Raw genomic sequence first — 17,241 nt, forward strand, 5'->3', positions numbered from 1 at the left:
CCAGCGGCCATCGTGGTGCTCCGTTTCGAGTCGGTTGTGAGAGATCACTCGAAGGATCACACCGGTGGCCGCGCCTACCTCAGCAGGACACGCTCACCCCGGTGCTCGTACACCACTCTGCAGGACTCCACTAAGACCGCCCCCTGGTAATTGCTTCGCGCGAGCTCAACCAGGGCGTCCTCGAGGCCAGACATAGACATGAGTATTGCCGAACGGACGCCGCAGACGTCCTGAGCGCTGCAGTAGCGGATGTCCGCAGTGGTCTCTCGTCCGCTACCTAGCCAGGCCGAGGAAAGCCATGAGGGCGCGTTCGACCTCCACGAGACTTTCGGGCGCCAGGCGGCCAATGCGGGTACCGACGTTCTCGCGGCGGACTGTGGTGACCTTGTCGATCATGACCTGGCTGTCGTGCTGCAGGCCGGTGAAATCATCGGCGGCGACGCGTACGCGAAGCAGAGGGGCATCTACCAGCGTCGTCGTCAGGGGCGCCACGGTCACCGAGGCAGTGCCCTCGAAGAGGTCGTCCTGCACGATCAGTGCGGGCCTCGGCTTGGAGGCGTAGACACCCCCGGCGACGGTCCACAGCTCGCCGCGCCTCACTCCTCGTCCCAGGGGGCGGTGACGGCTTCGACGAACTCCTGGTCATCGGACTGCTCGTCCGCCCTGGCGACCAGGGCCGCCTGACGTTCGGCCTCCTGTGCGAAGCGCTCGCTACGCACGTCCGGCACCCAGATCTGCACGGGTCGAAGTCCGCGTGCGCGCATCCTGCGCCGGTACTCGCTGACTCGATGCTTCACCGTCATGCCTCCCACGTTACATGTAACGACAGTGCAGCGGAAGGCGGCTACGTCCCTAACAGCGCACCAAGATTTGGGTCCCCACCTCACCCGCCGAGCGACCAGCGGCAGCAGCGGATGGCACCGGTCGGCGCTGCCGTGGGGGTCACGGTGAGGACCGTGTCGGTATGACTGTTCGTTGCCGCGCTGTCACGTCAGACGCTCGGGGGATTGAAGTGGACCAGGGGGCGGCGTCATCGAGAAAGTTCGGAGGCGCATCACCGGTCACAGTTCTTGCCGGCGCTCTGGGCGACAGCGAGTACAGTCCCGCACAATAGTCCGAGGACGCAAGTATTCAGGGGGTCTCGCCAGTGCTGGCGGCGACGCGCCGAGGAGGCAGGAGGGTTGGATGTGATGCGAGGCATCAACTGGAAGGCAGCCGCGGTGTTCTTCTTTTTGGCTGCCGCTCTCTATGCCGCGGGAATGCTCATGTTCGGGGAACCACTCCTCCTGTCGATCCTGGGAGGGGTGGTCTGGGCGGCCTTCTTCGTTCCTGCCATGTTGTGGCTCGGCATGAAAATGAATCAGCGCATGATGGCCCGCCGTCCAGGTGCCGCAGGTTCGAGAGTTCACGAGCCAGGAGACGACGGTGAGGAAACCGTCATCTCGCATGACCACGCGACCCCGATTGTGGTGGGTCGACGCGAGGGTGGAGGTTTTTACCGGCGAACCGTCTTGGTGGCCGGTGTTGAGCCTGCCGTGGCGGCGGCCCAGCTGGAGAAGAGCAGTTCGTGGCGTGTACATGGCTCTGGTGCTGCTGAGGTCGTGACCCTGCGGCGCGGTTCGCGTGCGTGGCTGCGCATCATGGGTGCGTGGGAATGGGGCCCGAAGTCTCGTGACCGGTGGCCCTACCTGGCACTCCTGGCCCGTGATTGCGAGACCGGCGCTACGGAGGTCACCGTGACAGACAACTTCGGCAGGTGGATCAACCTGCACTCCTCTGGCAGCTCCGTGCTGAGCCACGTAGCCGCATACGGTGACGAGCTCCTCGACCACATTGAGGACTCACTCAAGTCTGTGGGCCGAAGCACCTGAGCCTGTTGACGACCGCGCTGCCACTACCTGCACGCGGCATGAGCGGATGCATCGCGAACAAACGGGCGTACACCTACCGGAGCGGCGCCTCTTCCGGTCCACGGCAAGTGGATAGCCTGTGAGAGACCATCACACGAGAGGGTCTACCAATGCGGAAAGTCACCTATGGGAGTCGAGGCCGCCCGTCAGATGCGGCGTTGGATTTGGAGCAGTTGGTCCTCATCCTGCAAGGGGCGATCGAGTCGGTGGACGCAGAGCGATTCGTTCTGGAACGTGATCAGGCGGAGATACCGGAAGAGATGCGCCCTTTTGCTCGTAATGAGAGCTACGAAGTATCAGTGGTGGGGAAGTTTCACACTTTGGCGCAACGGTGGCTGGAACGGCAGAAGCTCGCTGCTGTATGGGAACGGCCAGTCGCAAAACGGTCGACTGGGTCCGGGCGCCATCCAACCATCGACATCTCGCTCTTCGGCGAACTGCCGATCCCTGGGTCGGCCTCGGCTCCACAGAAGCGAGAAATCCGTCTCGAGTTTGGCTTTTTCCAGATAGCTAGCCCGAAGCGAGCGAAAGCCATGCGGGTCGACGAGGCTAAGCTGCGGTCCGATGCGGACAAGTTGTATGCGTTGCGCACCCAAGCGTCACCAGTTCCAGGGACACTTGTTATTGACAATTTCATTCTGCTCTGGAGGATCGCCAACCTGAGAAACACCCGGAAGAACCTCCTTTGGCACCACCGGGCCCTCACGGCATCTGCAGGGAGGGTCGTGCAGGCGTCTTCGAACCAGGGGATGGTCATCGATCACCGACTGACTTCTTCCGTAGACCTAATCGCTGCAAGGACAAACGAACATCGTGTCGCTTATGTTGGCGCCTTTCGGGTGACGTAGGTCAGCTCAGTCCCCCGTGGGCCGTGGAAATGCGTCGAGAGGTGACGTGCTCGCGAATTCGCGGCTGCGGCTGTCACTCAGCGGCAAAGTAGCGCGTCGGCGGGCTTCGTCCCTCCACGTATGAGGATAAGGACTCAACTTCGGGCGAGCGCCTCTCCATCCGTGATCCACACATGTGGACCTGGCCCAGGACTGCGTCGCTCCCAGGATTGTCGGTCCCTCTAGATATCCTCGCAGTGTGGCCTCCGAACCTAAGCTGACCCGCCGAGCGCTCACGCCGGCATCGCTGGGCCGTGACGGCAACTACAGGGCGCTGGCGGCTATCGTCGCCGCAGGCGGTTCGAACTCCGGAGAGGCCGTCAGGCTACTTGCCAAGGCCTCCAACAGGGGGGACGCCCTGGCTTGGCTCCTTATTCTGGAGCTCACGGATGTTCTCTGGGGTGAGGTCAAGTCCGAACTGCCGAGCACCATCCCTCTCGATGCACAGACAGAGGCAGCTGTGGGGCGTTTGGTGAAGGCGGCCGTTGGCTTGCCCGCATCCGAGCAAGCGGCTGCGGTCGCCAGACTCGTCTCTGCCGCTCCCGTTTCAGACGGCAGGCTCAAGGCTGCCCGCAAGATCACCAAAGACGCGCCCGCGACCGGGCCACTGCGCGACGCGGCTATACAGTTGTTGAGCAGGTCTAAAGACCCGAAGGACCGTGCCCTCGTGGTCAGGGATGCCACACGTACGGAGGTGTCGCTGCCCGACAGGATTCACCGGCTGGACGCTCTCGGCGCGCTCAAGACGACTACCGAAAAGCGAGCCGCGCGGGCTGCCCTGACGGAGGTGACGGCCTTTTCCGGCGACTTGGACGACGCGGCGGTCGGTCGTATCGCCTCACGGCTGGACGGTGATTGGGTGACCAGCTGGTTCTATTCGCACTGGCGATACGGTTTGGGCCGCGTGGCGACGAGTGACTTCGGGCAAGCGTTGGGGAAGGAGGCAGTGGCCGCCCTAGTGCGTGACATCATGACGGTCGACCAGATCTCGGGCGTGTACACAGCTGCCTACGGGCTGGACTGGGCGTCGGATGCCTCCATCGCGGCCCAGCTCGTCGAAGCCGGTCACGCCCTGCCTGACGGCGCCGCCCGATACCTGAAGAAGGACGGCAAGCCCTTGGTCCGCGACGTGGCCTGGCACGTCCTGCTCGCAGACCCGACGAATCAACTGGTTTCCGCCTTCACGGAGGCCGCGACTCCCGAGACGGTCATCACCGCCTCACAACGCCACGCCGAGCACCCCCGTGCCGTGTACAAGATCGCTGACGTGGTGACCCAGATGGCTGTCCGTTTGAGCGAGGCAGAACCCGGAACGGGGCGACGGATCCCAGCGCCCGAGTGGACCGACATGGCCGTTGAAACCGCGCGGCGCCTCGGGCTGCCGTTCCTGCGACGGCTTGCTCCCCATTTCCAAACCATGGTCGCTCCACCGGCCCTGCTCGACTTGGTCCTGGCCGACGAGGAGACCACGGTGGCGTACGTGCAGAGCGGGGCGGTATTGGAAGTCGTTTCGCGCGCGAGCACACCGACGCTCGCAATCCGTCTGCTGGGGTGGGGTAGCCGGATGCTCTCCCCCGAGCAGGTGGTCGCGCTGCTCGACACGGTAGGCAGCAACGATTTGGACGCGTGGTCTACCGCTTTAGAGGTTGCTGCGCTCGGGCACGCCGACGTAGTCCACGAACGTGCCTGCCACTTGGTCGATGCGCTGGGACACCCCGTACAGGCGGAACGGCCCGCGCCAGATGTCGTGGCGTGCACCATCCGGGCCGCCCTGGCGCACGGACTTGCGGACGAGGAAACAGACGCGAAGGTCCTTGAGCGCATCGGGTCGCTGCTGGGCGCCCACCGGCACAGCGACCTTGTCGAGGCTGGGTGCGCCTGGGCGGAACACCTCGAGGAGGAACGGGTCGATCTGGAGGCTCTCGTCCGGGTCGCGGTGGACGCCGATCAGAAGCGGGCAGTACCTCATCAGTCGCTGTCTTCGCTGCGAGCGCACCTGGCGGACGTGTTGATCGACACAGCGCAGGATTTCTCCTGCCCAACGAGTGATCGCGCTGACGCCCTCCGTCTGGCTGCCGTCGCGGACGCTGACCGCAGCTACGCGGCCGCTATAGATCTCGCCGGAGCAGATGACGCGGACGTGAACCTCGCCGCCGCCGAGGTACTCAACCGCTCCACGCTACAGGCGGTCGACATCCCACGTCTTGAAGCGGTTTACGATGCGGAAACCGACGCGGACGCCCGGGATCTCTACGGGAACGCCCTCACTCGCGTTCACGCGAAGGCCGCGACCGACGCGGTGCGTAGACTGCTTGACCTCACAGGTGAGACCGCCACCAACGCCCTCGTGTCAGCCGGCGCACCCCGTGACGGCACCGACGACGCCGAGAGGCTTGTTCACGCCGCCAACGAAGTGCTCCAGACCAACAGCACAGCGGCGATCCCCACGGCGTTCGTCACCGCCTCCACCTCTCTGGCGGACGAGCTCATGTTCTCCGCCATCATCGCAGCCGCTGACGCCGGGCATCCCGTGAAGGGAGTTGACACCGAGAAGATCAGGGTCCGGGACGAAGGCAACCCCGGCAGCGTCGCAGGTAGACAGCACGTGCAGCAACGCTTCCCGTGGGTCGCTCAGGTCCTCGGCCTACACGAAATCAGGCAGGGTCACGCCACGAAGAAGGGACAGACCAAGCCCTCACCCCTGACCGAGAAGGACCGGTCGAACGCGCGTACCCTCCTCGGCCTAGTTGTCTCCGGCTGGCTGCGCACCATGTATGCACTACAGAACGTGAAATAGTTCGTACGCTGACGAGGTACCTGCGACCCGTAAGTGGGAACTGGACGAGAACTGGCACCTCAGCCCTCGAATAGCCGCTAATACTCGCCACCTTTCGAGGAACGAAGTGATGTCGATGTGAGCGTCACCCCGTTCCATGTTTGGGCGCTTCAGACTCTTCCCGTCCCGTAGACGAGCGACGTCAAGACCCGGTTCAGGAGACAATTTCGAGGGTCATGCGGCGACTGATGGGCGTCTGCTGCTCCACCACACAGATGCGGCATGAGCCTGCACTCTCAAATTTCCCAGAGGTCCGGAACCAATCGGTTATCGAGGACGCCTCGAGGCGTAGTCCCGTTCCTACCCGGCGCTACTCGGGGCCGAAGCAGTTCTTAGTTCGTCTGCATCTTCATCGGCGAGCGTTCCGACGAGTTCGGCGATCTTCACCGCGATTTTCCCCATAGGCTCTTCCGCCGTGCTGAATCCACCACGTGACGCAAGCGTGGGACTCACTTGGTCCAGGTCCTCGAACGTCACACCGTGCATGACCGGCACCAGCAGGTTGCGGCGCAACAGCGCGCTGAGTTCAGCGTTCGCGACACTTCGGTCTGTGCGTAGTTTGTCGAGCATCGCGGGCGTCACTAAGACGATCCCCAGACGCGAACTCACCAGCCCCCTTTCAATGGCCACTCGCATGTCCGTGCCGGGCCGCAGGCTCACCTCGCTGAACCATACCGAGATGTCCTCCTCGACGAGGAGGTCGTAGACGTCCTTCGCATCGGCCTGGCGGTCGGGCCAGGCGTGACAGAGGAAGACGTCGTGCTCCTGGGTTCGTGCCACCGCGGCCGCACGGACGGGCTCGAGGTCGCGCACCTGCTGCGGGGTATACGAAACAGTTGACGTGCTCGGTTGCCAGGCCGGCCGGGCCGTGCGACGTCCCCCGCCCCCGCTGCTGCTCGACGAGCTCCCGCCCCTACGCACGGCTGCGGGCGGTGCTGAGTAGGACGGGTACGATCGCGGCGGCGCGTAGCCTCCGCCGCGTCCGTGAACTGGGCAGTCGGCGCCACCGCCCCTGATGTGGCCCAGCACGGGCGCAGTGCATTGAGGCATGTGGCCAATGGTAGTGGCGACCTCCGACATGCCCCCAGAACCGTTCCCATCTTCCCGGTCCTGGGCGGGATTGCGTGCGGGGTTACACCCCCAGGGGGACGCGATTGTTCGCTGCGACCCGTTGCTCATGGGCGGTGCAATTGGCCGTGCTGACCGCCAGTGCAGCATCCGGACATCGGCATGACAGTGATGTCACGTCCGCCCACGGACCGCCACGATTCGGCCGCCTTCATCCCCAGCACCCGGCCCCAGCTCGACCACTACGTCTGCCGTCGCCACAGCCACCGGGTCGTGCTCAGCCACGACGACGGTGTGTCCTCCCGCCGCGAGCGCGTGCAGCTGCGCCAGGAGACGGTGCACGTCGGCGGGATGCAGGCCGGTGGTGGGCTCGTCGAAGAGGTAGAGCGTGGCGCTGCGGCGCTGCTTCTGCAGCTCTGTCGCCAGCTTGATCCGCTGCGCCTCGCCGCCGGAGAGCTCGGTGGCGGACTGCCCGAGCTGCAGGTAGCCCAGCCCCAGCGCGTCCAACGCTTCCAACGCCCGTGCCGCCGCCGGCACCTCGGCCAGGACCTCTCGCGCCTCGCGCACGCTCATCCGCAGCAGGTCGGCGACGGTATGCCTCTGCCACCGCACCTCCAGCGTCTCCGGCCCGAAGCGGTCGCCGTGACACGTGGGGCACGGAGCATACGTGCCGGGCAGGAAGAGGAGCTCCACCGCCACCGCGCCCTCGCCCCCGCACGTCGGGCACTGCCCGGCCGTGGTGTTGAAGCTGAAGCGCGACGCGGTGAAGCCGCGCTCCCGCGCCTCCGGCGTCGCAGCGAACGTCTTGCGCACCGCGTCCCACAGCCCGGTGTAGGTCGCCAGCGTCGACCTCGGCGACCGGCCGATCGGCTTCTGCGTGATCCGCACGACCCGCCGGGGCGCCCCCGCGCCCACCGCCCGCACCGATCCTGTCGAGGCATCGGCCTCGCCCTCGTCGATCCCTTCGTCTTCCTCCCCGTCCGCCTCCACGGACTCCTCCAGGTCCTCCACCCGCGCGAGCTGGCCCCCGACCACGTCGTGCACAGCGTCCAGCAGGCTCGTCTTGCCCGACCCGGACACCCCCGTCACCACGGTGAGGACCCCCAGCGGCAGGTCGAGGTCGACGCCCCGCACGGTATGCCGCCGCAACCCGCGCAGCTCCAACGTCCCCGACGGCTGCCGCCCACCAACTGCCGCGCCCTCGCCCAGCACCTCAGCAAGGTGCACCGGCTCGTGCAGGTACGCCGCGGTCGGCGACTCCTCCACCCCGGCCAGTCCCTCGACCGGCCCGGACCACAGCACCTCCCCGCCGTCCCGGCCGGCACCCGGGCCGACGTCGACCACCCAGTCGCACTCCCGCACCACCGCCATGTCGTGCTCGACCACCACGACCGTGTTGCCCGCCGCCACGAGCGCGCGCAGCAGCCGCATCAGCTGGTCGACGTCGCGCGGGTGCAGCCCGGCCGACGGCTCGTCGAGCACGTAGACCACCCCGAAGAGCCCCGACCGCAGCGCCGTCGCCAGCCGCAGCCGCTGCAGCTCGCCCGACGACACGCCCGCCGCCGGCCGGTCCAGCGAGAGGTGCCCCAGCCCCAGGTCGAGCAGCAGCTCTAACCGCCCCAGCAGGTCCTCGACCAGCACGGACTCCGCCTGCGCCAACGCATCGCCCGGCCCGGGCGACGCCACACCCGACCCGGAGGCGCGCATACCCGCCCCGCCGCCGAGCTCCTCGCGCCGCCGGCGCAGCACCGACACCAACCCGCTCACCGGCAGCGCCGCCACCTCGTCGATCGCCAGCCCCTGCCACGTCACCGCCAGCGCGTCCGGCCGCAGCCGCCGCCCACCGCACTCCGGGCACGGCCGCGTCTCGACGAAGCGCAGCATCCGCCGCCGCGACGTCGCGCTCCTCGTCTCCGCGAGGGTGCGCCGGACATACCGTGCCGCCGAGGAGAACGTGCCCTGGTAGGGCCGGTTGATCCGCTCCGCGTCGCGCACCGGCACCACCGTGACCACCGGCTGCTCGTCGGTGAAGAGGATCCACTCCCGCGTCGCCGCGGGCAGCTCGCGCCACGGCGCGTCGATGTCGTGCCCGAGCGTGGCGACGATGTCGCGGTAGTTCTTGCCCAGCCACGCCCCCGGCCACGCCGCGATCGCGCCCTCGGCGATCGAGAGCGAGTCGTCCGGCACCATCGAGGCCTCGGTCGGCTCGTGCACCACCCCGAGCCCGCCGCACTCCGGGCAGGCGCCGACCGCGGTGTTCGCCGAGAAGTGGTCGGAGTCCAGCCGCTCCGCGCCCTCGGGGTATGCCCCGCACCGGCTCAGCAGCATCCGCAGCGTCGCGCCGGTCGTGGTCACCGTGCCGACGGTCGACCGCGCGCCGCCCGCACCCCGGCCCTGCTCCAGCGCGACCGTCGGCGGCAGCCCGCCCACGTCGCTCACCTGCGGGTCGAGCGCGCCGTGCAGGAGGCGACGGGCATACGGCGCGACGGAGTCGAGGTAGCGCCGCTGCGACTCCCCGTGGATCGTGCCGAAGGCCAGGCTCGACTTGCCCGACCCGCTCACCCCGGTCACCGCGACCAGCGCGTCGCGGGGGAGGCTGACGTCGACGTCGCGCAGGTTGTGCAGCCGCGCTCCCCAGACCTCGATCCGACCGTCCATGCCGGTCAGGGTATGCCGGGGGCTCGCCAGCCCGACCGCGCCGGTCAGGCCGGCCCCTGCTCGCCGAAGGTCTCGCGCAGCGTCCGCTGCAGCCGCGGCCCGGCGTCGACCGTCACCGCGTCGGAGGTCGTCTCGATGCCCGCGTCGGCGAAGGCCCCGAGCACGGCCTGGATCACCGCGTCGGTGGCCTCCTTGGTCTCGAGCTGCCGGGCGCCGGACCAGAAGCGCAGCTCGAGCACCACCGCCTTGGTGCCGACGGCGGTGAAGAAGGCCTCCGGGGAGGGCTCGTCGAGCACCTGCGGCAGCGCGCGCATCGTGCCGACCGCCAGGTCCTGCGCGCTGGCGAGGTCGTCGTCGTCCGCGAGCTCGATGGTGATCGAGCTGCGCACGTGCTCGTAGCCGGTCTGCACCGTGACCAGGTTGCTGTGGAGCACCCCGTTGGGAACCAGCACGAGCCGCCCGTCGAAGGTCCGCACCGAGGTCGAGCTCAGCCTCATCTCGACGACCGTGCCCGCCTGCTCCAGCAGCGCGATCTGGTCGCCGACCTGGATCCGGTCGCGCGCCAGGATGACGATGCCGGCGAAGAGGTTGCCCAGCACCGTCTGGAAGGCGATGCCCGCCGCGATCGAGACGATCCCGACACCGCCGAGGATGTTGACCGGCCGCACGCTGGGGAAGAGCACGGTCAGCGCGATCCCGATCCCGAGCGCCACGACGACCCAGCCGAGCAGCCGCCCGAAGACCTGCGCCGACTCCTTGCTGCGGCCCCGCCAGCGCAGCGCCCGGCCAAAGGCCATCCGCACCACCTGGCCCAGCAGCACCGACCCGACGAGCACCGCCGCCGCGACGGCGACGCCTTTCCAGGTGATCTCGGGCAGGCTCACGCGCGCTGCTCCGTCGGCGCGGCCTCGTCGTCGGCGCGCGCCCGCTCGACGATCTGCTCGGCGACGCGCTCCCAGTGGTCGAGCGCCTCGGCATACTCCGGCAGCGCGACCGGCCGCAGCCGCTCGATGATGAAGAGGACCTGCCGCGGCACCTGCAGTGAGTTCTCCGCGTAGTGCAGGACCTCCTCGAGCGCGAGGTCGATGAGCTCCTCCACCCGCTGCGGGGTGTGAACGAGCCGGACGATTCCGTCGTGGCGAACCGCCCGGGGCAGGTCGCGCCGCGTGACCACCCGCCGCAGGATCCGGTGGATCTCGTCCATGACCTGGCTCGCGGTCGTCGGGTCGTTGATGCCCGGGCTCAGCGCCCGCTCGGCGATGTCGACGAGCTTGCGCATGCCGACCGCCGGGTCCTGGTTGAAGGCGCGGTCCTGCTCCACGGCGACCGCCCGGCGCAGCGTCGCGAGGTCGAGCTCGGACTCCAGCTCCTCCTGGTCGTCGCGGTGCTCGGCGACGGTGACCGGGGCGCCGGGCACGTCGAGGCCCCAGACGCGCAGCGCCGGCGCGCCCTCGGTGACGTAGCGCCCGACCGGGGTGAGCACCTGCACGACGGCGTCGCGCTCGGTCGCCCAGCTCACGAGCGAACGGTGGTCGATCTCGACGACGTAGCCGTGCTCCTGCGACTCCACGGTCAGCGGCGCCTGCTGCTCCGGCTCGTCCCACCGCGCGTCGCGGCGCTGCGCGGTCGGGTCGTCCGAGCGAGGGAAGTAGCGGTCGGCGATCGCCATCGTCGACTCCCCGAGGTGGGACACGATCGAGGAGACCTGGATCGAGGTGGTGATGTGGTGGATGAACGCGAGGAACATCGCCACGCTCGCCAGCACCAGCAGGAAGCCGAGCGTGATCGAGATCTGCGGCACGAAGGCGGTGATGTCGCCCGTGTCGCCGCGCACCGACCGGAGCACGGTGAGGGCATACGTGAAGGTCGCGGCGAAGATGCCCAGCGTGGCCTGCGTGATCCGGCTGGAGAGGAAGTCGCTGAGCACGCGCGGGCTGAACTGGCTGCTCGCGAGCTGCACCACGACCATCGTGATCGAGAAGACGAGGCCGGTCACCGAGATCATCGCGCCGGCGATGTTGCCGAGCATGTCGCGCGCGCCGCCCGGGCCGCCCTGGAAGACGAAGGGCAGGTGCTCGTCGAAGGTCTTCTCCCACTCCGGCAGCAGCGCGCCGGTCACCGTGGCGAGCACGACGATGACCGTCGGCAGCATCCAGAACGGCCGCCAGAACCGGTCCCACCGGGTGATGCTGCGGGTCCTCGGCAGGACGCCGACGTCGTCGAGATCGTCGTGGTCCGCGTCACGGGTGGTCTGGTTGGTCGCCTCGGTCATCGGGGCACAGCCTGTCAGGGGGTATGCCCGGCCGCACCTCGACCGGCACCCTCGCCGCTGGTCGTGGGTCGGGTGCCGCCGGGGAGGCCGCTGCGGTCGCGCGCGAGGCGGGCGAGCAGCCCGAGCTGGGCGCGGCGCTCGCGGGCGAAGGTGACCCGCGGGGAGGAGTGCCAGGAGGTGGTGAAGAGCCGCTTGGCGCGGGCCAGGGCGGTGCGGTCGTGGGCGAGCATGGGCTCGAGCAGGGTGCGGGCCTCGGCGACCGGGTCGGTGCCGGTGCGGGTGACCAGGCCCAGGTCGTGGGCCTCGCCGCCGGGGACGAGCCGGCCGCTGAGGGTGAGCTCTTTGGCGACGTCGACGCCGACGAGCTCGGCGAGCGAGCGGATGCCGGTCATGTCGGGCACCAGCCCCCAGCGCACCTCGCGGACCGACCAGGACGCGTCAGGAGTCGAGGTGCGCAGGTCGGCGCCGAGCGCGAGCTGGATGCCTGCGCCGAGGCAGTGCCCGTGGACCGCGGCCACGACCGGCACGGGCAGCCGGCGCCAGGCCCAGCACGCCTCCTGGAAGACGTTGGTGCCGCGCCAGGGCCGGGGGAGGAAGCGGGTGCCGATGCCGACCGGGTCCGTCAGCGCGGCCCGCAGGTCGAGGCCGGCGCAGAAGGCCGGGCCCTCGCCGGAGAGGACGACCGCGCGGACGGTGTGGTCCCTGCCCAGGCTGCGCGCGGTGCCGACGAGGTCGTCGAGCATGCCCAGGGTGAGGGCGTTGAGCTTGTCCGGGCGGGCCAGCCGGACGTGCGCGACGCCGTCGGCCCCCCGCTCGACGGTGACGTGCTCGCTGCGCTGGTGGGTCGGCATACCCCGCAGCATCCCAGACCCCGCCCCCACCGCCCGGACGGAAGGTCTGGCCGGTGGGTGGGGGCGGGTCGGGGGGCTCAGGACTCCAGCGCGGCGTCCAGGGTGATGTCAACGCCGGTGAGGGCCTTGCTCACGGGGCACTGCTCCTTGGCCTTCTCGGCGGCCTGCACGAAGGCGGCCTCGTCGAGCCCGTCCACCTCGCCGCGGACGGTGAGCGTGATGCCGGTGAGCTTGAAGCCACCGGCCGGGTCCTCGCCGAGCGAGACGTCGGCGGAGACGTCGAGCGCCTGCGGGGTGCCGCCGGCCTCGGCGACGAAGGCCGAGAGCTGCATGGCGTAGCAGGAGGAGTGGGCCGCGGCGATGAGCTCCTCGGGGGAGGTGGCGCCGCCGGCGTCCTCGGCCGAGCGCTTCGGGAAGGACACGTCGTAGCTGCCGGCCTTCGAGCTGGCCAGCTCGACCGTGCCGTTGCCGTCCTGCAGGGAGCCGGTCCAGGCGGTGCGTGCGGTGCGAGTGGGCACGATGGGTCCTTTCGTCGGGTTGCGCTGTCGTGGGCGTCAACCGGGAGGTATGCCCGGGCATTCCGAGCGCCTAGGCGCGGGCATACCCTCCGGGGCCGGGACAGACCTGACACGATGGGGCGCATGCTGAGCGTCAACATGGTGACCATCGACTGCGTCGACCTGGAGCCGATGGTGGAGTTCTGGACCCAGGCGCTGCAGACCGAGGTGGCCGTCGACTGGGGCGACTTCGTCATCCTGCGGGGTGAGCCGGCGGTGGGGCTGCAGCGGGTCGAGGAGGTCATGCCCGGCAAGAACCGGCTGCACCTCGACCTCTCCGGCGGTGACCGCGCCCCCGAGGTCGCCCGGCTCGTGGAGCTCGGCGGCGACGTCGTGCGGACCCACGACGTGGACGACTTCGGCTGGACGGTGATGACCGACCCGGCGGGCAACGAGTTCTGCGTCAGCGACCCGCACGGGACGGGGGACGACGGTGCGGGCTCGGAGGAGCAGGGGGAGACGGCGCAGGACGACACCGAGGCGCGGGACCGGCACGCCGACGAGGTGGCCGACCAGACCCCGGAAGAGCGGGCCGCCGGTGACGCCGCCGCGGCGCAAGCCGCGAGGGACGACGCCGCGGCGGACGAGCGATGACCGAGGGCGTCCCGGAGACCGGCGCCGGCGGCGACCCTGCCCCGCTCGTCCTGCTGCACGGCGTCGGCCAGGCGCCGATGGCCTGGGAGGACGTCGTCGTCGCGCTCTACGGCAGCCGGCGGCTGCTCACCCCGTGGGTCCCCGGCTTGCGCCCGACCGAGCAGCGGGTGCTGCCGCTCGACGACGCGGCTGCCGCGCTGGACCAGCAGCTCATGCTCGAAGGGATGCAGGGGGTCGACCTGTGCGGGCTGTCCTACGGCGCGATGGTCGCGACCCGGCTCGCGGCGGACTTCCCCGAGCGGGTGCGGCGGCTCGTGCTCATCGCCGGGCAGGTCCGCCCGCCGCGGATGCTCATGCGGGCCCAGGGCGCCGCGCTCAGGCTCGTGCCCGCGGCCCGCCTGGCCGACGCCGGGGTCTCAAAGGACCGGCTGCTGCAGGCGCTGGAGGTGGCCCGCTCTGCCGACCTGACCGACGCGCTCCCCAAGGTGCAGGCGCCCACGCTCGTGCTCGTCGGGGCCAAGGACAAGGCCAACCAGCCGGGTGCGCGGGCGCTGGCCGACGGCATACCCGGGGCGCGGCTGCGGATCGTCGAGGGCGCCGGCCACGCCCTCAACGAGGACGCCTCCGCCGCCCTGGTCGACCTGCTGCGCGACTTCCTGGACGCCTGAGGGTCCTCAGATCCCGAGGAAGTCGCGGATGGCGGGAAGCTCGCGGCGGGCCTGCGCGAGCCCGGCGTCGTAGCTCGCGCGCAGCTTGGCGACGTCGCGCTCGCCGTTGCCGACGGGCATACGCTCCGGCACGAAGAGGTATGCCGCCCCGCTCGTCTCGAGCTCCCACAGCTCCTCCCGCACCGCGTTGTAGCGCTCCGCCCGCAGCGCCATCGCCTCCGGCACCGCGGGGTAGCGGCGGAAGTGCCGCCGCAGGTAGCCCAGCCCGCGCTGCGGCGTCTTGCGGTAGCCGCGCTCTTGCGTCAGCACGACGAGGAACTTCTCGAAGCCGTCGGCCCGCGCCGCGTCCAGCGGTATGCCTCCGGACGGGCCGAGCGCGCCGTCGACGTAGACCCTCCCGTCGATCGTCACCGGCGGCATGACCACCGGCATCGTCGAGGACGCCCGCACCCGCACCATGAGGTCGCGCATCGTCGCGAGGTCGTCGCGGCCCCAGTAGACCTGCTCCCCGCTGACCGCGTCGAAGGCGCCGATCCGCCGCTGCGCCGGGTGCGCGGCGAAGGTCGCGAAGTCGAAGGGCAGCGCCTGGTGCGGGAGGGCGGTCTGCTCGTAGATGTACTCCGCGTCGAACCACCCACGACCCCGCGCGAAGCTGCGCCAGTCACCGAAGCGGGGGTCGGCCGCGAAGTCGGTGAAGCTGTGTCGGGCGCGCCAGGCGTCACGCGACAGCGTGTTGCAGGTGTTGCTCGCCCCCGCCGAGATCCCGCCCACCCAGCCCAGGTCGATCCCCGCCTCGAGCAGGGTCACGACCACCCCCGAGGTGTATGCGCCCGCATCCCTCCGCCCTCGAAGACCAGGGCGGTGTCGCCCACCAGACGCCGCTGCTGCTCGGTCACGCAGGTCAGCCTAGGGGCTCAGGCGCCGGGGCTCGGACCACGGCCTGGGCCACCGGCAACGGTGACCTGCACGCCAAGAACCTGTCCGTCCTGCAGCGTGACGGCGAGTGGCGCGTCGCCCCGGTCTACGACGTGCCCAGCACGGTGCCCTACGGGCCGCCCCGCCGCGCGCACCCTGCGGCGACGCCGTCGCGACCTCGGCTGCTGATCAGCAGCAGGTGCCGCCGGTGCAGCCGCACCCGCCGCCGGAGGGCGCGCAGCACCCCTTGCCCTGCCAGGCCAGCACGCCCTCGCGCAGCGCGATGCCGGCGATGACCAGCCCGGCCAGCGGGTCGGCCCAGGACCAGCCGAGCGTCGCGTTGAGCAGGAGGCCGACGAGCAGCACCGCAGAGAGGTAGGTGCACAGCAGCGTCTGCGTGCCGTCCGCGACCACGGCGTTGGAGCCCAGGGCCCGGCCGGTCCGTCGCTGCGCCCAGGACAGGACCGGCATGACGACGAGGGAGGCGACGGCGAGCCCGATCCCCACCATGGAGGTCTCCGCCTCGCGCCCCGAGACCAGCGCCCGCACCGACTCCACCGAGACGAGGGTGGCCAGGGCGAAGAAGGCGATCGCCATCATCCGCAGCGCCTGCTTCTCCCGCTGCTCGGGAAGGCGGTGGCTGAACTGCCACAGCACGATGAGGCCGCTGCTCACCTCGACCACCGAGTCCAGGCCGAAGCCGACGAGGGCGACGGACCCGGCGACCAGACCCGCCGCGATCGCGACGACCGCCTCGAGCACGTTGTAGACCACCGAGGCCAGCGCGAGCAGCCTCGCCCGCCGCTGCAGGGTCCGGCGGCGGCCCGCCGCGCCGGGCGTCACTAGCTCGACCGACGTCATCGCCGCACCCCCGGTCCGCTCGCGGGGCACAGCACGACGGCGTCGCCGGTGGCGGCGAGCAGTTCCTCGGTGGCGGCGAGGAGCGAGGTGACCAGGGCCGGATCGGCCACGCTGAGCATCGTGGACCGGCCCACGCTCCGGGCGGACACCAGCCCGCAGCCGCGCAGGCAGGCGAGGTGCCCGGACACCGTGGACTGGGCCAGATCGAGGTGCTCGGTCAGCTCCCGCACGTTGTGCTCGCCGAGCAGCAGGTGCCGCAGGATCGCCACCCGCGAGGGGTCGCTCAGCCCGTGGAAGAGCGCCGCGGCACGGACCGCCGCGTCACGCTCCGCCGTCCGCGTCGCCGCCTCACGCTCCGCGCCACGCACAGACGCCTCGCGCTCCGCCGCGCGGCCCGAGGCCAGCGCCGCGCTCATCGCACCGACCCCGCGTGCTCTCCGGATCCCAGCCGGTCGACCCCCAGGCCCGGCACGAAGCGACCCACCGAGGCGAGGTAGTCGGCATACCCCTGACCGTGCGTGCGCCGCAGGTAGGGCTCCTCGACGACCCGCACCTGGAGCTGGACCGCGACGACGAAGAGGACCAGACCCAGCAGCGAGGTGAGGGTGGGGACCATGAGGAACAACCCGCCGACGGTGAGCACCATCATCGTGAAGATCGGGTTGCGGGCGAGCCCGAACGGCCCGGAGGTCACGAGTGCGGTGCGCTCGGAGTCGTCGACGCCGACCCGCCAGCTCGCCCCCATCGCCAGCTGCGTCCACACGGTCCCGGCGATCCCCGCCAGCGTCAGCGCGGTGCCGAGCGCGGCGACCCACGGCCGCTCCAGCGTGACGATCGGCGTCCAGCCCGCGATCGCGTCGACCGGGCCGAGGGCGACGAGCAGCGTGGCGAGCCCGAAGCTCATCCCGGCCCACCACTCCACCGACAACGCCCGGCCGCTGAACCCCCGCAGTCCGTGGTCGCCGGTGCGCCGCCACTGCACCCAGCTGCGCCAGCCGAAGCCGATCCCGGCATACAGCACGAACAACCCCAGCGCCAGCCACCCCATGGCCGCATCCTTTCATCGGAGATGACCGATGATAGCGGCTCTCAGCGATCAGTGGAAGCAGCGCGCATCAGCCGCGGGCCGCCAGCTCCGCCCGGGAGGACAGCACGCAGAACTGG

General features: G+C 70.0%; 18 protein-coding genes. 6 read left to right on the forward strand and 12 right to left on the reverse strand.

Features of this window, described 5'->3' with window-relative positions:
- Positions 1-273 precede the first annotated feature (273 nt).
- Positions 274-600 (reverse strand): type II toxin-antitoxin system PemK/MazF family toxin, encoded by a 327-nt coding sequence (locus BJF86_RS01030; RefSeq protein WP_022923225.1) that lies wholly within the window; start codon positions 598-600, stop codon positions 274-276.
- The gene (locus BJF86_RS01035) at positions 597-803 is read right to left on the reverse strand and encodes an antitoxin MazE-like protein (protein WP_066638586.1); all 207 of its coding nucleotides are present in this window, start codon (positions 801-803) and stop codon (positions 597-599) included. Before BJF86_RS01035 ends, BJF86_RS01030 begins: the two co-directional genes overlap by 4 nt.
- Before the next feature lie 387 nt (positions 804-1,190).
- On the opposite strand from BJF86_RS01035, the gene BJF86_RS01040 reads away from it, so the two are divergent.
- From BJF86_RS01040 to BJF86_RS01045, 3 genes are all read left to right on the forward strand, one after another.
- Positions 1,191-1,871, forward strand: coding sequence for a hypothetical protein (locus BJF86_RS01040; protein ID WP_237768027.1), 681 nt, complete (start codon positions 1,191-1,193; stop codon positions 1,869-1,871).
- A 149-nt stretch (positions 1,872-2,020) separates the two neighbouring features.
- Positions 2,021-2,758, forward strand: coding sequence for a hypothetical protein (locus BJF86_RS17220; protein ID WP_237768028.1), 738 nt, complete (start codon positions 2,021-2,023; stop codon positions 2,756-2,758).
- A gap of 238 nt (positions 2,759-2,996) precedes the next feature.
- Complete coding sequence (locus BJF86_RS01045) at positions 2,997-5,594, forward strand: hypothetical protein (protein WP_075816620.1); 2,598 nt, start codon at positions 2,997-2,999, stop codon at positions 5,592-5,594.
- A gap of 339 nt (positions 5,595-5,933) precedes the next feature.
- On the opposite strand, the gene BJF86_RS01050 is transcribed toward BJF86_RS01045, so the two are convergent.
- The 6 genes from BJF86_RS01050 to BJF86_RS01075 form a co-directional block, all read right to left on the reverse strand.
- On the reverse strand, positions 5,934-6,446 hold the full coding sequence (locus tag BJF86_RS01050) for a toll/interleukin-1 receptor domain-containing protein (RefSeq protein ID WP_202817292.1): 513 nt from the start codon (positions 6,444-6,446) through the stop codon (positions 5,934-5,936).
- A 429-nt stretch (positions 6,447-6,875) separates the two neighbouring features.
- Positions 6,876-9,359, reverse strand: coding sequence for an excinuclease ABC subunit A (locus tag BJF86_RS01055; protein WP_075816621.1), 2,484 nt, complete (start codon positions 9,357-9,359; stop codon positions 6,876-6,878).
- Positions 9,360-9,403: 44 nt separating this feature from the next.
- Positions 9,404-10,243, reverse strand: coding sequence for a mechanosensitive ion channel family protein (locus BJF86_RS01060; protein ID WP_075816622.1), 840 nt, complete (start codon positions 10,241-10,243; stop codon positions 9,404-9,406).
- Positions 10,240-11,631 (reverse strand): DUF2254 domain-containing protein, encoded by a 1,392-nt coding sequence (locus tag BJF86_RS01065; RefSeq protein WP_075816623.1) that lies wholly within the window; start codon positions 11,629-11,631, stop codon positions 10,240-10,242. Before BJF86_RS01065 ends, BJF86_RS01060 begins: the two co-directional genes overlap by 4 nt.
- Positions 11,632-11,645: 14 nt before the next feature.
- A complete protein-coding gene (locus BJF86_RS01070; RefSeq protein WP_083652631.1) occupies positions 11,646-12,482 on the reverse strand; it encodes a crotonase/enoyl-CoA hydratase family protein in 837 nt (278 codons plus the stop codon).
- 77 nt (positions 12,483-12,559) lie between these two features.
- Positions 12,560-13,000: an OsmC family peroxiredoxin gene (locus BJF86_RS01075; protein WP_022925330.1), complete on the reverse strand. Its 441-nt coding sequence runs from the start codon at positions 12,998-13,000 to the stop codon at positions 12,560-12,562.
- Between the two features lie 123 nt (positions 13,001-13,123).
- On the opposite strand from BJF86_RS01075, the gene BJF86_RS18090 reads away from it, so the two are divergent.
- Together BJF86_RS18090 and BJF86_RS01085 are read left to right on the forward strand one after the other, a co-directional pair.
- Positions 13,124-13,633: a VOC family protein gene (locus BJF86_RS18090; protein WP_075816624.1), complete on the forward strand. Its 510-nt coding sequence runs from the start codon at positions 13,124-13,126 to the stop codon at positions 13,631-13,633.
- Entirely contained in the window at positions 13,630-14,301 is a 672-nt protein-coding gene (locus BJF86_RS01085) for an alpha/beta fold hydrolase (protein WP_075816625.1), read from the forward strand. The genes BJF86_RS18090 and BJF86_RS01085 overlap by 4 nt, the downstream gene beginning before the upstream one ends.
- A 6-nt stretch (positions 14,302-14,307) precedes the next feature.
- Here BJF86_RS01085 and BJF86_RS01090 read toward each other — a convergent pair whose 3' ends face one another.
- A complete protein-coding gene (locus BJF86_RS01090; protein ID WP_158068340.1) occupies positions 14,308-15,114 on the reverse strand; it encodes a patatin family protein in 807 nt (268 codons plus the stop codon).
- 71 nt (positions 15,115-15,185) lie between these two features.
- Here BJF86_RS01090 and BJF86_RS19440 point away from each other — a divergent pair, with 71 nt between their 5' ends.
- Positions 15,186-15,512, forward strand: coding sequence for a HipA domain-containing protein (locus BJF86_RS19440; protein WP_414819923.1), 327 nt, complete (start codon positions 15,186-15,188; stop codon positions 15,510-15,512).
- On the opposite strand, the gene BJF86_RS01100 is transcribed toward BJF86_RS19440, so the two are convergent.
- From BJF86_RS01100 to BJF86_RS01110, 3 genes are read right to left on the reverse strand one after another with little or no spacing between them, the layout of a single operon-like run.
- Positions 15,406-16,077, reverse strand: coding sequence for a cation diffusion facilitator family transporter (locus BJF86_RS01100; RefSeq protein ID WP_075816687.1), 672 nt, complete (start codon positions 16,075-16,077; stop codon positions 15,406-15,408). The genes BJF86_RS19440 and BJF86_RS01100 overlap by 107 nt on opposite strands.
- Positions 16,074-16,493 carry an ArsR/SmtB family transcription factor gene (locus BJF86_RS01105; protein ID WP_083652623.1) on the reverse strand — a complete coding sequence of 140 codons (420 nt, stop codon included), beginning with the start codon at positions 16,491-16,493 and terminating at the stop codon, positions 16,074-16,076. The genes BJF86_RS01100 and BJF86_RS01105 overlap by 4 nt, the downstream gene beginning before the upstream one ends.
- The gene (locus BJF86_RS01110) at positions 16,490-17,125 is read right to left on the reverse strand and encodes a methyltransferase family protein (protein ID WP_075811949.1); all 636 of its coding nucleotides are present in this window, start codon (positions 17,123-17,125) and stop codon (positions 16,490-16,492) included. Before BJF86_RS01110 ends, BJF86_RS01105 begins: the two co-directional genes overlap by 4 nt.
- Positions 17,126-17,241 lie beyond the last annotated feature (116 nt).

Source organism: Serinicoccus sp. CNJ-927 (genome assembly GCF_001942435.1).
Lineage (GTDB): Bacteria > Actinomycetota > Actinomycetes > Actinomycetales > Dermatophilaceae > Ornithinicoccus > Ornithinicoccus marinus.